The sequence below is a fragment of the Stenotrophomonas sp. YJH_SMC_82 genome (genome assembly GCF_059368875.1).
In genome coordinates this window covers 895386-910560 of the sequence record NZ_JCAFSE010000002.1, presented here as the reverse complement: position 1 = coordinate 910560, position 15175 = coordinate 895386, and the positions used below count along the sequence as shown (strand labels likewise).

Below are 15175 nucleotides of genomic sequence, written 5' to 3'. Positions count from 1 at the left end.
CGTGCTCCGCTCAGGCTGCTGCGCGAGCACGGGCCTGCAGGCGCAGGCGCTGGAAGTACACGTCTTCGAGGTCGGGAGCCACGGCCGCAAAGCCGTCGCCGGGGTCGTTGGCGCTGTGCACATGGATCACCGGGCGGCCACCGACCAGACGGGTCGACAGCACCACGTAGCGCGCTTCATGGTCGGCCAGCTCCGAAGGATCGACCTGCTTGCGCCAGACCTGGTGCTGCAGGGCGTTGATCGCTTCGCTGGGGCGGCCGGTCAGCAGCACCTGGCCCTTGTTCATGATCGCCATCGTCGGGCACAGGTCGGTCACGTCCTCGACGATGTGGGTGGACAGGATCACCGCTACGTTCTCGCCGATCGCCGCCAGCAGGTTGAGGAAGCGGTTGCGTTCCTCCGGGTCGAGGCCGGCGGTGGGCTCGTCGACGATCACCAGCCGCGGGTCGCCCAGCAGCGCCTGGGCAATGCCGAAGCGCTGGCGCATGCCGCCGGAGTAGGTGCCCAGCTTGCGCTTGCGGGCATCCCACAGGTTCACCTGCTGCAGCAGCCCATCGACCACCTCGCGGCGCTGCGCGCGTTGGGTCAGGCCCTTGAGCACTGCGAAATGCTCCAGCAGGTCCAGCGCGCTGACTTTCGGGTACACGCCGAAATCCTGCGGCAGGTAGCCCAGCCGACGGCGCACGGCGTCCTTGTCGCGCAGCACGTCGATCGGCGCCTCGCCCGGAATGCTGAGCGTCACCGTGCCGCTGTCGGCCTCCTGCAGGGTGGACAGCGTGCGCATCAGCGAGGACTTGCCGGCGCCGTTCGGGCCGAGCAGGCCGAACATGCCCCGCGGGATGTCCAGGGTGACGTTGTTGAGGGCATGCACGCCGTTGGCGTACGTCTTGGACAGCGAATCGATCTTCAGCATGCGACGTACACCTTTCCATGGGCAATGTCTGCGCGTTATCCGCGCAACCGCCTCCGTGCGCATCCGCCGTTGGTCATGGGGGGAGAATCCCGCCGTCGTGCGTTGGCCAGCGCGCCGGCCCAGCGGCGCTTACCCGCGCAGGGATGATTCGCGCACCACCAGCTTCACCGGGATGCTCTGGCTGTCCACCGGCTGCCGGCCGATCAGCGCCAGCAGGCGTTCCACCAGCAGCTGGCCGGCCTGCTTGGTGTCCTGCTGCACCGTGGTCAGCGCGGGGGATACCGAAGCGGCCAGCGGGATGTCGTCGAAGCCGGTCACCGCCACGTCCTGCGGCACCCGCAGCCCGGCCTCGCGCAGGGCGCGCATCGCACCGATGGCGATCAGGTCGCTGGCCGCGCAGATCGCATCGATCGGCTCGCCGCGCGCCAACAGGGCCTGGCAGGCTTCCTGGCCGGAGGCTTCAGTGGTGATCGCATCGTGCTGCAGCGCCGGTTCGGCGGCCAGGCCGTGGTCCTGCAGGGCCGCGACGTGGCCGCGGTAGCGCTCCTGGAATTCGGGGTAGTGGCTGGAGGCATGGCCGAGGAAGGCGATGCGGCGGCAGCCCTGCTGCAGCAGGTGGGTGGTGATGTCATGCCCGCCCTGGAAGTTGTCGCTGCCGATCGAGACACCGGGCTGGCCGGGCAGGGCGGCGCCCCAGCGCACGAAGTGCGTGCCCTGTTCGACCAGCCGCTGCAGGCGGTCGCGCGATTCGTGATAGTCGCCGTAGCCGAGCAGGATGATGCCGTCGGCCTTGTTGCTGTCCTCGTAATCGGCCTGCCAGTCGGTGGACAGCTGCTGGAACGAGACCAGCAGGTCCTGCCCGTGCAGGGCGCAGGCGCGGGTGATCGAGCCCAGCATCGAATGGAAGAACGGGTTGATCAGCGAGTCGTCGTTGGTCGGGTCCTCGAAGAACAGCAGGGCCAGCGTGCCGGCATTGCGCAGGCGCAGGCTGGAGGCATTCTTGTCGACCTTGTAGTTCAGCTCGCGGGCAATGCGCAGGATGCGCTCACGGGTCTCGGCGTTGACCATCGGGCTGCCACGCAGGGCCCGCGACACGGTCGGCTGGGAGACCCCGGCCAGGTGGGCGATGTCCAGGGAGGTGGCTTTGCCTTTGATCGTCATGTGTGGGCGGAGCGGGCATGTGGGAGGTGCCCGGGCATGATGCCATGCGCAGACGCGAATGCCCCTCCGGGCGTCGGCCTGGGCGCAGGTAAGTTATTGCCGGACAAGGAAATCAGCCTGATCCTTCGGTGCGGTCGGGGTCTCCTGACCGGGCGGAAGGCGGCGGCAATGGTAAGATGCGTCGTTCTCGCATTCCCCCAAATTTCACCAGGGGCGGCTCAGCGTACTGCACCCCGCCCGGGGCTGTGCTATCACTGGCGGTCTGCCCCTGGACAACGGACGAAGGTACCTATGGCGCGCGGCATCAACAAAGTCATCCTGGTCGGCAATCTCGGCAACGACCCGGACGTGAAGTACACCCAGGGCGGCATGGCGATCACCCGCATCAGCCTGGCCACCACCAGCGTCCGCAAGGACAAGGATGGCAACCAGCAGGAGCGCACCGAATGGCACCGCGTGGTGTTCTTCGGCAAGCTCGGCGAGATCGCCGGCGAGTACCTGCGCAAGGGCAGCTCGGTCTACGTCGAAGGCAGCCTGCGCTACGACAAGTACACCGGCCAGGACGGCGTGGAGAAGTACTCCACCGACATCATCGCCGATGAAATGCAGATGCTGGGCGGCCGCGGTGAAGGCGGTGGCGGTGGTGGTGGCAACTACGGCGGCGATCGTCCGCAGCGCCAGCAGGCGCCGCGCCAGGAGTATGGCGGTGGCGGCGGTGGCCAGCGTGGCGGCCAGGGCGGTGGCTATGGCAACCAGGGCGGCAACCAGGGCGGGGGTTACGGCAACCAGGGCGGCAACCAGCGCCCGCAGCCGCAGCAGGCGCCGCCGATGGACGACTTCGCTGACGACGATATTCCGTTCTAAGCGTACCTTCCGTTTATCCCGACAAGGGCTCCTGGCACGCGTGCCCGGGGCCCTTCTCGTTACAGGCGACGTGGCAGGATCCCATTGCCCGGCGGCAGGATGCGGACGTTCGTCGACCTCGTCACCGATTGCCGAACATTCCCTGGTCCAGCAGGCAGTCAATGAACGCGCCCAGCAGGGCGGGGCGATGCCGCCTGTTCGGGTAGTAGAGAAAAAGCCCGGGCCGCGAGACCGACCAATCCGCCAGTACCCGCACCAGCAGTCCCTGTGCCAACAGTTCGCCCACACCATCCTGTTCGAAGTGATAGGCGATTCCAAGGCCGGCCAGGGCCGACGCAATCCCGATGTCAGCGTGATTGGTGACGACAGGACCGTCCACGGCGACCTCGAGGTGGCGACCTCGCTTCTTGAACTCCCATCGGTACTGCCTGCCATCGCTCTGCAGCCGCCAGTTGATGCAGGCGTGATCCTGCAGTTCCGCGGGAGTTCGCGGTGTTCCGCGGCGTGCCAGGTAATCCGGTGACGCCACGGCCACCATGTTCAGGTCCGGGGTGAGGCGGATGGCCACCATGTCCTTCTCGAGCTGACCACCCACGCGGATGCCCGCATCAAACCGGCCACTGACGATGTCGCTGAGCGCGTCGTCGACCACGATGTCGACAACGACATCAGGGTAGGCCTGGTGGAAGCGGGCAAGCCGCGGGGCAATCAGTGTTCTCGCGGCGATGCCCAGCGTATTGATTCGCAGGGTCCCGTTGATCCGTCCGCTGGCTTCGCTGGTTTCAGCGACCGCGACGGCCAACTCCTGGAACAGCGGCGCGATGCGCGCGTACAGTCGCCCGCCGCTTGCCGAGGGCGCCACGCTTCGTGTCGTGCGATTGAGAAGGCGGGTGCCGAGACGGCCTTCCAGTTGGCGGATGGTCTGGCTCAGGGCCGAGGGCGATACCCCCAGATGTTCCGCCGCCCGCGCGAAGCTCTGACGTTCCACTACCGCCACGAAGGCCTTCAGTTCAGCGAACTCGGATCCGCGCATTATGTGAGATTCTTGACATAACCCATTCGGATTATAGGGCATTCACTTAACCGATCAGCGTGCACATCCTGAGCGCCTGACCACTGCAGGAGCCAGGAATGAATGCGTTGACCCTCCCAGAACCCATTGCCGCGTACTTCGCGGCCGAACATGACCCTGAACTGCTGGCGCGTTGTTTTGCCGCCCAGGCTGTGCTGAAGGACGACGGGCACACCCTCGTCGGCGTCGACGCCATCAAAGCCTTCCTGGCCGAGGCATCGGCCAAATACAGCGCCACCAGCGTGCCGAGCGCCATCGAACGGAAGGAGAAACACCACGTTGTCCGTGCCATCGTGAGCGGTAACTTCCCCGGCAGTCCGATTCTGCTGAGCTACCGTTTCGAACTGGAACGGGGCCTGATCGCATCGCTGGAGATCACGGCATGAGCTTCGATCTTCAACTCGGTGGCCTGCGGGCCGTGGTGACCGGCGGCACGGCCGGTGTGGGGGCGGCCGTGGTCAGGACCCTCGCCGAGGCCGGGGCCAGGGTAATGACGTCGGCGCGCAGCCTGCCGGCACGCCCGGTGGAAGGAGTCGCCTACGTAGCCGCCGATCTGTCGACGGCCGAGGGCACCGGCATTTTCGCCCACGCCGTGCTGCAGGCATGGGGCGGCGCAGACATCCTGGTCAATGTGCTGGGGGGATCAAAGACACCTGCCGGTGGCTTCGCAGCGATCAGTGATGCGCACTGGCTTGCCGAGCTGAACCTGAATCTGATGCCGGCGGTCCGCCTGGATCGTGCCTTGCTGCCATCCATGCTCGCGCAGAGCGCTGGCGTGATCATCCACGTCAGTTCGATCCAGCGCATGCTGCCTCTGCCGGAGTCCACCACCGCCTACGCCGCCGCCAAAGCGGCACTCACGACCTACAGCAAGTCGCTTTCACGAGAGGTCACCCCCAAGGGCGTGCGGGTGCTGAGCGTAGCGCCGGGCTGGATCGAGACAGAAGCATCCAGGGAATTTGCAGAACGGATCGCTGCGGAAGCGGGAACCGACTATGAAGGAGGCAAGAAGGTGGTCATGGACTGGCTCGGCGGGATCCCGGTGGGACGGCCCGCGGCACCGCAGGAGGTGGCCGATCTGATTGTGTTCCTGGCGTCTCCCCGGTCGGCGTCGATTGCCGGAACGGAGTATCGGATCGACGGCGGCACGGTTTCGACCCTGTAGCCAACAGGCGTCGTCCTGCTCCCACCGCCAGAAGGAAAGCCCCGCTCACGCGGGGCTTTTGTTTTCCAGGTCGGTTGCGGAGTTGTGCCTCGCAGCATTGATTTTCGTGCACTGCGACTTGCAAACACACAAATTCCTCCCCTATGGTGCAATCGATTGCATTGCCGTGAATCCTCAGTGTTTGATGTCGGTTGGGAGGCCGGCAGGTGGATGTCCATCCATTCGATCAGACCGGCTCCGGCGACGGGCCTCACGCGGCGTGATGCGTTGCGCATGGCGGTTGCTGGAGGCGTAGCCCTGGGTACTGCGGGAGCGTTGCCTGCATTCGCCGCCACCGCAGCGCTCAAGGGCAACCTGAAGCACTCCGTCGCACGCTGGACCTTCCCGCAGCTGTCGGTCGCCCAGCTCTGCACGACGGTGAAGGACATCGGCTTCGCCGCCATCGACCTGGTCGGCCCGGAAGACTGGCCCACGCTGAAGGCGAACGGCGTCTACAGCTCGATGTGCAATGGCGCGGAGCTGGGCCTGACCAAGGGCTTTGCCGGCCGCGAATTCCACGACCCGCTGGTGGAGCGCTACACGCGGCACATCGACCTGGTCGCCGATGCCGGTTACCGCAACCTCATCTGCTTCTCCGGCAATCGCAACGGCATGGACCCGCAGGACGGCATGGCCAATGCCGAGGCGGGCCTCAAGCGCATCCTCGGGCATGCCGAGAAGCGCGGCGTGGTGCTGGTGATGGAGCTACTGAACTCCAGGGTCGATCACCACGACTACCTGTGCGATCACTCGGCCTGGGGCGTGGAGCTGTGCCAGCGGCTCGGCTCGGACAACTTCGGCCTGCTCTACGACATCTACCACATGCAGATCATGGAGGGCGACATCATCGCCACCATCGGCAAGCATCACGCCTGCTTCAAGCATTACCACACTGCAGGCGTGCCGGGCCGGAACGAGATTGGAGACCAGCAGGAGCTCCACTATCCGGCCATCTGTCGCGCGATCCGCGACACCGGTTTCAAGGGGTATCTGGCGCAGGAATTCACGCCTGCAGCGCCCGATCCCGTTGCCTCATTGCGCGAGGCGATCCGCCTCTGCGACGTCTGAAACGATATCCACCCAGGTGAGAGACCATGGCAGATAATCACTACGACGCCATTGTTGTTGGCTCGGGAATCAGTGGCGGTTGGGCAGCGAAGGAGCTGACCGAGAAGGGCCTGAAGGTCCTGATGCTGGAACGCGGGCGCAACATCGAGCACGTCAAGGACTACGTCAATGCGATGAAGGAAGCGTGGGACTTCCCGCATCGCAACCGGCCGACGCAGGCGATGAAGGCCGCCTTCCCGGTGCTGATGCGCGACTACGGCCTGGCCGAGAACCTGGAAGGAATGTGGGCCAACGAGCAGGACTCACCCTACATCGAAACCAAGCGCTTCGACTGGTTCCGTGGCTACCACGTAGGCGGGCGCTCGCTGATGTGGGGCCGGCAGAGCTATCGGTTTTCCGACCTGGACTTCGAAGCGAACCTCAAGGATGGCATCGCCACCGACTGGCCGATCCGCTATGCCGACATCGCGCCGTGGTACGACCATGTAGAGAGGTTCGCCGGCATCGCCGGCACGCGCGAAGGACTGGACGTGCTGCCGGACGGCGAGTTCCTGCCGCCGATCCCGTTGAACATCGTCGAGAAGGACGTGGCCGCGCGGATCAAGAAGGCCTTCGGCGGAACGCGGCACATGATCCACTCGCGCACCGCCAACATCACCCAGCCGATGCCCGAGCAGGGGCGCGTGAACTGCCAGTACCGCAACAAGTGCATCCTGGGCTGTCCCTTCGGTGCCTATTTCTCGACCCAGGCGGCGACGCTGCCAGCGGCGATGAAGACCGGCAACCTGACCTTGCGGCCGTTCTCGATCGTCAAGGAAGTGCTCTACGACAAGGATCGCAAGCGTGCGCGCGGCGTGGAGGTGATCGATGCCGAGACCGGGCAGACCTACCAGTACACCGCCAAGGTCATCTTCCTCAATGCATCGTCGTTCAATTCGACCTGGCTGCTGATGAACTCGGCGACCGATGTGTGGGAGGGGGGACTGGGTTCTTCGTCGGGCGAGCTGGGGCACAACGTGATGGACCATCATTTCGGTGCGGGCGCCTCGGGCCGGGTCGAGGGCTACGAAGACAAGTACTACTTCGGCCGCCGTCCGTGCGGTTTCTACATTCCGCGCTTCCGCAACGTCGCGGCCGACAAGCGCGGCTACCTGCGCGGGTTCGGTTACCAGGGCGGTGCCAGCCGCACCGGCTGGTCGCGCGAGATCGCCGAGCTCAACATCGGTGCCGACCTGAAGGAGGCGCTGACCGTACCGGGCGACTGGCGCATCGGCATGACCGGGTTCGGTGAAATGCTGCCGCACCACGACAATACGATCCGCCTGGACCACGACCGCAAGGACAAATGGGGGCTGCCGGTGCTGGCGATGGACGTGTCCATGCGCGCCAACGAACTGGCGATGCGCAAGGACATGGCCGCCGATGCTGCCGAGATGCTGGAGGCGGCTGGCGTCAAGGACGTGAAGATGCACGACCACGACTATGCCCCGGGCAAGGGCATCCACGAGATGGGGACCGCACGCATGGGACGTGACCGGAAGAGCTCGGTATTGAACGCGCACAACCAGGTCTGGGATGCGCCCAACGTCTATGTGACCGACGGTGCCTGCATGACCTCCAGCGCCTGCGTGAATCCTTCGCTGACCTATATGGCGCTGACCGCGCGCGCGGCCGACCACGCGGTACGCGAACTGAAAGCGGGGAACCTCTGATGGATCGCCGCGAACTGTTGAAGATGATCGTTGCCGCCACCGGCGCGGCCATGGTCGGCCTGCCTGCGCTCGCGCAGGGAAACGCCGCTGCGGCACCGGTGAAGACCCTGTTCTCCGATGCCGACATCGGCACGCTGGACGAGATCGCCGAGACCATCCTGCCGCGGACCCGGACGCCAGGGGCGAAGGATGCCGGCGCTGGCCTGTTCATGGCGACCTTCGTCAGCGATTGCTACACCGCCCGGCAGCAGGCAACGTTCCGGGCAGGCCTGGTCGATATCGACAAGCGCGCCGGCGGCCGGTTTGTGGCGCTTGCGCCGGAAGCCCGCACCCAGTTGCTGCGAACGCTGGACGCCGAAGCCAAGGCGCGCTCTGCCGACGTGACCGAGACCGGTACGCCTGAAGAGGGCGAGGCGATGCCGCATTACTTCACGATGATCAAGCAGCTGGCCATCTTCGGCTTCTTCACCTCCAAGGTCGGGGCGACCGGCGTGCTGCAGTACGTCGCGGTGCCCGGCCGCTACGACGGCGACCTCGCCTATGTCCCCGGTACGCCCGCGTGGGGGACCAGCTGATGGACACCACCCTGATGATCCGCCCTGCGTTGATCACTGTTGGCCTGCTGGCCGCTGCATCTGCATTCGCGCAGGACAGTGCCGACGCTGCGCGCGACCCGAAGAAGACCGAAGTGTGGACCCCCGTGCCCGCTGTCGTGGCCACGCCGCCAGGCAAGGCCCCCTCCGACGCGATCGTGCTGTTCGATGGCAAGGATGTCTCCGCGTGGGAATCGGAGCAGGGCGGACGCGTGCCCTGGAAGGTTGCCGGGGGCGCCATGACCGTCGTTCCGGGCAGCAAGGGCATCCGCACCCGGCAACGCTTCTGCGATGTCCAGCTGCATGTGGAGTGGCGCACGCCCATTGACACGAAGGGCTTCGACGGCCAGAACCGGGGCAACAGCGGGATCTTCCTGCAGGAACTGTATGAACTGCAGGTGCTCGACAGCTACAACAACCCGACCTATGCCAATGGCCAGGCGGGCTCCATCTACAAGCAGGCCATGCCGCGGGTGAATGCCTCGCGCGCGCCGGGCCAGTGGCAGGCCTACGACATCATCTGGAAGGCACCGCGCTTCTCGGTGGGCGGTGGGCTTGTGTCGCCCGCGCGCATCACGGTGCTGCACAACGGCGTGCTGGTGCAGGATGACACCGTGCTGGCAGGCAAGACCGAGTACATCGGGGCGCCCTCGTATTCGCCCCATGCGTGTGCGCCGCTCTATCTGCAGGAGCATGACTCCAGGGTCAGTTACCGCAACATCTGGGTGCGCGAGCTGTAGTGGCATGCGGCTGGCGTGGCCGCCGGCCGCTTACTTCGCCAGGTAGCTGGCGATATCGTCTATCTCCTGCTGTGACAGCTGGGAGAAGGGCGGCATCAGGCCGCCGCCCTTGCTGATCTTTTCCTTGATCTGTGCAGGTGCCATGCGCTTGCCGATGTCGGTGAGTGCCGGGAACGCGCCCGGCATGCCCGCGCGATCGGCGCCGTGGCAGGCCACGCAGTTCGCGGTGTAGAGCTTTGCTCCCGCAGCCGGGTCGCCCTTGCACCAGGCGGCTGTCGCAACACTCATGCCGCCCAGGGCCACCGCCATTGCCAGGATCATTTTCATGTGGGGCTCCTTGATGCGTCAGCGCCGCGCACGGGCAGGCGTATTGGTGGTCAGGTGTTCACGCAGATAGTCGGCGCCGGCCTGGACGACCTTGGCCGGCTCGCGTGGCTGGTCGTGCTCGATGATGTACCAATGCACGCCGGCGCCCCTCGCAGCAGGCAGGATCGTGTTCCAGTCCAGTACGCCCTGGCCGACCGCAGCGAATCCGCCTTCGTCTTCGGCCTGGCCCTTGAGCGCATTGTCCTTGGCGTGTACCGCGAATACGTGGCCGCGGAACTTTCCCAGCATCACCGCCGGGTCCAGGCCCGCACGCGCGACCCAGGCCAAGTCCAGCTCGGTCTGCAGGTCGGGGCCGGCGGCGGCAAACAGCAGTTCCAGCCCGGTCCTGCCATCGAAGTCGACCAGCTCGAAGTCGTGGTTGTGATAGGCCAGGCGCATGCCCTTGCCGCGCACCTGTTTCGCGATCCGGCCCAGTTCCTGTCCCAGGGCGGTCCAGCCGGCGGCATCGCTCGGGCGTTCCTTCCTGTCCAGGTACGGCACCACCAGCGTGGTGTTGCCGATCGACCGGTTGAAGGTCACCACCCCATCCAGGTTGCTGCGCAGCTCGGCCAGCGGCACATGCGATGAAATGGCCTTGATCGAATACCGGTCCAGCAGCTGCTTCAGTTCCGCGGCACTGACGTTCTGCGTGCCGACGGTTTCCACCGCGTGCACACCGGCATCGTGGACGATCTTCAACTGTTGCTCGAGCGAGCCGGCATTGCGCAGGGTGTACATCTGCACCGCGATCGGCTTCTGCGCGCTGGCGGCTTCGACTGCGAAGGCGGGCAGCGCCGCGAGCAGCAGGACGAGGCTTGCACTTCGACGGACAAGGGCTTTCATCAACAGATCCTCCCGGGATTCAACCGATGGTGGTCCAGGCGCGTGACCTGGCCGATGCAATGACACGATCAACGATCCGCGCCGAACGCATGCCGTCCTCGAAGGTGGGCAGGCCGTCCGGTTGCTCGCCGTCGATAGCGCGATAGGTGTCGGCGACAAACGCCTCGAAGCACTGGGCGTAGCCCTGCGCGTGCCCGGCCGGCAGCACCGACAGCCGGCGCTGTTCGGCAGTGCCCGCGCCGGGCCCGCGCACGAAGATTTCCTCGCGCTGGTCGGGCAGGCCGATCCACAGCCGCTCGGCGTCCTCCTGGTCGAAGGCGATGCTGGCGTTGGCGCCGTCGATCTCGAACCAGAGGCGGTTGCGGCGTCCGGCCGAAACCTGGCTCACCGTCAACGACGCCAGCGTACCGGCGCCGGTCCTGAACATCGCCGTTGCCACGTCCTCGCTCGCGACCGCCTGCGTCGCGCCGTTCGCTGCCGGTGTGCTGAAGCTCTGGCCGGTGACGGCGCTGCGTTCGGCGATCACCGTGGCAAACGCCGCGTTCACTTCGGTGAAGCGCTCGCCACTGACCCATTCGACCAGGTCGCACCAGTGCGAACCAATGTCGGCGAACACGCGCGAGGTGCCGCCCAGCGCCGGGTCCACGCGCCAGTTGTTGCTGGCCGGGTCCAGCAGCCAATCCTGCAGGTAACTGCCATGGATCAGGTGCAGCGGCCCCAGGTCACCCTGGGCGATGCGTGCACGGGCCTCGCGCACCACCGGGTGGTAGCGGTAGACGAAGGGGACGGTGGCAACCAATCCGGTCGAGGCGGCCAGTACCGCCAGCGCCTGCGCATCGTCCAGCGTCGTCGCCAGCGGCTTCTCGCAGATCACGTGCTTGCCGGCTTCCAGCGCAGCCTGTGCCATGGCGCGGTGCAGATGGTTGGGCGTGCACACGTGCACCACCTGTACCTGCGGATCGGCGATCACCTCCTCGATATCCCGGTAGGCGCGCGGGACATTCCAGGAGTGCGCTGCCTCATGCGCGCGCTGCGGTGACGAGGCGGCCACGCCGCGTACCTCGGCGCCGGCGAGCAAGGCCGCGCGGCGGTGCACGGCGCCGATCATGCCGGTGCCGACGATGGCGATTCCAAGCTTGGGCATCGACGGGGATCCTCAGGGTGTGGAGGGCGCGGCCGCAGCCGCCGGCCGGTCGCGGAACAGCAGCAGGAAGGCGACCAGCACCACCAGCGCAACAGCGGCCGGGAACAGCCAGATCTGCTGCCAGTCGGGACCGGCCTCGGTGGTGAAGTGCTCCACCACCGCGCCGGACAGGAAGGTGCCGATCAACATGCCCACGCCATAGGTGGCCAGGGTGATGAACCCCTGTGCGCTGCTGCGCGCGGCAGGGCCGGCATGTGCATCGGTGTAGATCTGGCCGGTGACGAAGAAGAAGTCGTAGCAGATGCCGTGCAGCACGATGCCGATCACCAGCAGCGGGAAACCGCCACCTGCATCGCCGAAGGCGAACAGCGCGTAGCGCACCACCCAGGCGGCCATGCCGACCGCCAGCATGGTTTTCACCCCCAGCCGAACGAACAGGAACGGCATGGCCAGCATCAGCAGCACTTCGGAAACCTGGCCCAGCGACTGCAGGCCCGCCGCGCCGCGCACGCCGAGGTCGTTGAGATAGGGATTGGTGAAGTTGTAGTAGAACGACAGCGGGATGCAGATGGCGATGGAGGCCAGGAAGAACACCAGGTAGGCGCGCGACTTCAGCAGCCGCAGCGAATCCAGCCCCAGGATCTGCCCCAGCCCGGCATCGCGCTGCTGCGCCAGTGGCGGTGTGTGCGGCAGGGTGAACGCATACAGCCCGAGCACCAGCGACGCCGCCGCCGCCATCCGGAACGTCAGCTCAAGCCGATGCGCCTGTTCCCAGCCCAGCCAGCCGATCAGCACGCCCGCCACGATCCAGCCGATGCTGCCGGCCACGCGGACCAGCGGGAACTGCTTCTCGGGTGATTGCATGTGCCGCATGGCCACGCTGTTGGCCAGTGCCAGGGTCGGCATGAACAGCAACATGTAGCCCATGACGCACGCAGAGAACATGCTGAAGCTGGTTGCCGTGGACGCCAGCCACATCAGCGCGGCACCGGCCAGATGCAGTACCGCAAGAATGCGCTGCGCCGCGAAGTAGCGATCCGCGATCAGCCCGACCAGGAACGGCGCCACGATGGCACCGATCGACTGGCTGAGGAACGCGGTCGCCACCTGGCTCGCGCTGGCCTGCAGCGGGCCCTGCACCAGGTAGGTGCCCAGGGTGACGAACCACGCCCCCCAGATGAAGAACTGCAGAAACATCATCGCGCCCAGGCGCGACATGGCGTGCGTCATGGCTTGCCCTCCCGGGGCGGTCTTGGCTCAGATTCCCAGCATGCGGTGCAGTGATGCGGCGTCGGTGCCACTGTCGGCGAAGTCATCGAAGGCGCGTTCGGTCACGCGGATGAGGTGGTCGCGGATGAAGGCGGCACCCTCGCGCGCGCCGTCTTCCGGGTGCTTCAGGCAGCACTCCCATTCCAGTACCGCCCAGCCGGGGAAGTCGTACTGCGCGAACTTCGAGAAGATCGCCTTGAAGTCGATCTGGCCGTCACCGGGTGAACGGAACCGGCCCGGACGGTCGATCCAGTCCTGGTAGCCGCCGTACACGCCGCTGCTTGCGCTGGGGCGATGTTCCGCGTCCTTGACGTGGAAGATGCCGATGCGCGCGTGGTAGCGGTCGATGAAACCGAGGTAATCCATCTGCTGCAGCAGCAGGTGGCTGGGGTCGTACAGGATCTTCGCGCGGGGATGGTGGTCGACCTCATCGAGGAAGCGCTCGAAGGTCGCACCATCGTGCAGGTCCTCGCCCGGGTGGATCTCGAAGCACAGGTCAACGCCGCAGGCATCGAACGCATCCAGGATCGGGCGCCAGCGACGGCCGAGTTCGGCGAAGGCTTCTTCCACCAGTCCCGGCGGGCGCTGCGGCCAGGGGTAGAAGTAGGGCCAGGCCAATGCACCGGAGAACGTGGCATGCGCGGTCAGCCCCAGGCGCTGGCTGGCCTGCGCCGCCAGCCGCAGCTGCTCCACCGCCCAGGCCTGGCGGGCGGCCGGGTTGCCGCGCTTGTCCGGTGGCGCGAATCCGTCGAACAGGCTGTCGTAGGCAGGATGGACGGCAACCAACTGCCCCTGCAGGTGGGTCGACAGTTCGGTGATCTGCAGGCCGTGCCCGGCCAGCATGCCGGCAATGTCGTCGCAGTACGCCTGGCTGCGCGCCGCCTCCGCCAGGTCGAACAGGTGGGGCGCGGAGGTGGGGACTTGTACGCCAGAATAGCCCAGACCCGCGGCCCATCCGGCCAGCGTGTCCAGCCGATCAAAAGGAGCTGTGTCGCCGATGAACTGCGCCAGGAACAGCGCTGGACCCTTGAGCGTCTTCAACGTGATTCGCCCTCGATGCAATCGATTGCATTATCCTAGCAGGGGCTTACGCAGGACCTGTTGTGCAGTGCACAGCGGGCAGGAGGACTAACGCCATGGCCACCATCTACGACATCGCAAAACACGTCGGCGTGTCCGCCGGTACGGTGTCGCGCGCGCTTTCCCGGCCGGACAAGGTGCTGCCGGCCACCCGCGCGCGCATCGAGCAGGCCGCCGCCGCACTGGGCTATGTGCCCAACACGGTGGCGCGCACGCTCAAGACCCAGCGCAGCGGCAAGATCCTGGTCACCGTCCCGGACATCGCCAATCCGTTCTTCGCGCAGATCCTGCAGGGGGCGGAGGAGGCCGCGCAGGCGGTGGGCTATGCGGTCCTGCTGGGCGATACCCAGCATCAACCCGACCGCGAGGAGCGCTACGCGCAGATGCTCCGGCGCAACGAGGCCGACGGCATGATCGTGCTGGGCCATCGCCTGCCACCGACCGCGCGCGAGATCGTCGAGCAGCGCGGCGCCGCCGCACCGGTGGTCAACGGCTGCGAGTTCGACCCCGCGCTGGGCATCCCCAGCGTCCACATCGACAACGCCGCCGCCGCACGCGCGGTGATGGAGCATCTGTACGGGCTGGGACACGAACGGATTGCGGTGGTCGGCGGGCCGCCTGACAACCCCCTGCACCAGCAACGGCTGGAAGGGGTCCGCGCGGCCGGCAAGGCGCGTGGCCGCCTGCGCCAGCTGAGCATCGTGCCGGGTGACTTTTCCGTGGAATCCGGCCATGCAGCGGCGATGGCGCTGCTGGATGGCACGGCCGCGCCGACCGCGGTGTTCTGCTTCAGTGACCAGATGGCACTGGGAACCCTGGCCGCTTGCCGGGACCTGGGCATCCGCGTGCCGGACGAGCTGTCCGTAGTCGGCTTCGATGATCTGGCGTCCTCCCGCTACCTCACGCCCCCGCTGACGACCATCCGGCAGCCGATGCGGGAGATTGGCGAGCGTGCGGTCAACCTGCTGCTCGCCATCATCGAGCACGTCGATGTGCCGCTTCAGCAGACGCTGGAGTTCAGCTTCAAGCTGCGTGGCTCGACGGCTGCGCCCCGCCCCGGGTAACCACGGGAGCGGGAGGGGCAGCGGCAGCGGCCCGCGCGATATCGCGCAACCTTGATCCCGAATTGACGCAAAGCTGTCAGAC

The 15175-nt window shown here is 66.4% G+C and carries 16 protein-coding genes; 8 read left to right on the top strand and 8 right to left on the bottom strand.

What is annotated here, in order from left to right; all coding sequences use genetic code 11:
- Window positions 1-10 precede the first annotated feature (10 nt).
- Both AC5P53_RS11930 and AC5P53_RS11925 read right to left on the bottom strand, forming a co-directional pair.
- Complete coding sequence (locus AC5P53_RS11930; protein WP_046429400.1) at window positions 11-913, bottom strand: ABC transporter ATP-binding protein; 903 nt, start codon at window positions 911-913, stop codon at window positions 11-13.
- A 129-nt stretch (window positions 914-1042) separates the two neighbouring features.
- A complete protein-coding gene (locus AC5P53_RS11925) occupies window positions 1043-2074 on the bottom strand; it encodes a LacI family DNA-binding transcriptional regulator (RefSeq protein WP_014646297.1) in 1032 nt (343 codons plus the stop codon).
- Window positions 2075-2365: 291 nt separating this feature from the next.
- Here AC5P53_RS11925 and AC5P53_RS11920 point away from each other — a divergent pair, with 291 nt between their 5' ends.
- Complete coding sequence (locus tag AC5P53_RS11920; protein WP_043034165.1) at window positions 2366-2938, top strand: single-stranded DNA-binding protein; 573 nt, start codon at window positions 2366-2368, stop codon at window positions 2936-2938.
- A 121-nt stretch (window positions 2939-3059) separates the two neighbouring features.
- On the opposite strand, the gene AC5P53_RS11915 is transcribed toward AC5P53_RS11920, so the two are convergent.
- Window positions 3060-3971 (bottom strand): LysR family transcriptional regulator, encoded by a 912-nt coding sequence (locus tag AC5P53_RS11915; RefSeq protein ID WP_049404958.1) that lies wholly within the window; start codon window positions 3969-3971, stop codon window positions 3060-3062.
- 98 nt (window positions 3972-4069) lie between these two features.
- Between AC5P53_RS11915 and AC5P53_RS11910 the strand changes: the two genes are divergently transcribed.
- From AC5P53_RS11910 to AC5P53_RS11885, 6 genes are all read left to right on the top strand, one after another.
- Entirely contained in the window at window positions 4070-4396 is a 327-nt protein-coding gene (locus AC5P53_RS11910; RefSeq protein WP_241887220.1) for a nuclear transport factor 2 family protein, read from the top strand.
- Entirely contained in the window at window positions 4393-5175 is a 783-nt protein-coding gene (locus AC5P53_RS11905) for an SDR family oxidoreductase (RefSeq protein ID WP_075076561.1), read from the top strand. Before AC5P53_RS11910 ends, AC5P53_RS11905 begins: the two co-directional genes overlap by 4 nt.
- A 210-nt stretch (window positions 5176-5385) precedes the next feature.
- Complete coding sequence (locus AC5P53_RS11900) at window positions 5386-6282, top strand: hydroxypyruvate isomerase family protein (protein ID WP_049404955.1); 897 nt, start codon at window positions 5386-5388, stop codon at window positions 6280-6282.
- 26 nt (window positions 6283-6308) lie between these two features.
- The gene (locus tag AC5P53_RS11895; RefSeq protein ID WP_046429409.1) at window positions 6309-7994 is read left to right on the top strand and encodes a GMC oxidoreductase; all 1686 of its coding nucleotides are present in this window, start codon (window positions 6309-6311) and stop codon (window positions 7992-7994) included.
- On the top strand, window positions 7994-8569 hold the full coding sequence (locus AC5P53_RS11890; RefSeq protein WP_014646300.1) for a gluconate 2-dehydrogenase subunit 3 family protein: 576 nt from the start codon (window positions 7994-7996) through the stop codon (window positions 8567-8569). Before AC5P53_RS11895 ends, AC5P53_RS11890 begins: the two co-directional genes overlap by 1 nt.
- On the top strand, window positions 8569-9327 hold the full coding sequence (locus AC5P53_RS11885; RefSeq protein WP_241887221.1) for a 3-keto-disaccharide hydrolase: 759 nt from the start codon (window positions 8569-8571) through the stop codon (window positions 9325-9327). Before AC5P53_RS11890 ends, AC5P53_RS11885 begins: the two co-directional genes overlap by 1 nt.
- Before the next feature lie 30 nt (window positions 9328-9357).
- Here AC5P53_RS11885 and AC5P53_RS11880 read toward each other — a convergent pair whose 3' ends face one another.
- The 5 genes from AC5P53_RS11880 to AC5P53_RS11860 are packed head-to-tail and all read right to left on the bottom strand — an operon-like array spanning window position 9358 to window position 13990.
- Window positions 9358-9654, bottom strand: a complete 297-nt coding sequence (locus AC5P53_RS11880) for a c-type cytochrome (protein WP_032961525.1) — start codon at window positions 9652-9654, stop codon at window positions 9358-9360.
- Window positions 9655-9672: 18 nt separating this feature from the next.
- On the bottom strand, window positions 9673-10536 hold the full coding sequence (locus AC5P53_RS11875; RefSeq protein ID WP_032961528.1) for a sugar phosphate isomerase/epimerase family protein: 864 nt from the start codon (window positions 10534-10536) through the stop codon (window positions 9673-9675).
- Between the two features lie 19 nt (window positions 10537-10555).
- The gene (locus AC5P53_RS11870) at window positions 10556-11680 is read right to left on the bottom strand and encodes a Gfo/Idh/MocA family protein (protein WP_126411819.1); all 1125 of its coding nucleotides are present in this window, start codon (window positions 11678-11680) and stop codon (window positions 10556-10558) included.
- A gap of 12 nt (window positions 11681-11692) precedes the next feature.
- Window positions 11693-12910, bottom strand: a complete 1218-nt coding sequence (locus AC5P53_RS11865; RefSeq protein WP_014646305.1) for a nucleoside permease — start codon at window positions 12908-12910, stop codon at window positions 11693-11695.
- Between the two features lie 27 nt (window positions 12911-12937).
- Window positions 12938-13990, bottom strand: coding sequence for a sugar phosphate isomerase/epimerase family protein (locus tag AC5P53_RS11860; protein WP_049441133.1), 1053 nt, complete (start codon window positions 13988-13990; stop codon window positions 12938-12940).
- A 95-nt stretch (window positions 13991-14085) separates the two neighbouring features.
- Between AC5P53_RS11860 and AC5P53_RS11855 the strand changes: the two genes are divergently transcribed.
- Window positions 14086-15093, top strand: coding sequence for a LacI family DNA-binding transcriptional regulator (locus tag AC5P53_RS11855; protein WP_046429416.1), 1008 nt, complete (start codon window positions 14086-14088; stop codon window positions 15091-15093).
- Window positions 15094-15175: the final 82 nt, after the last annotated feature.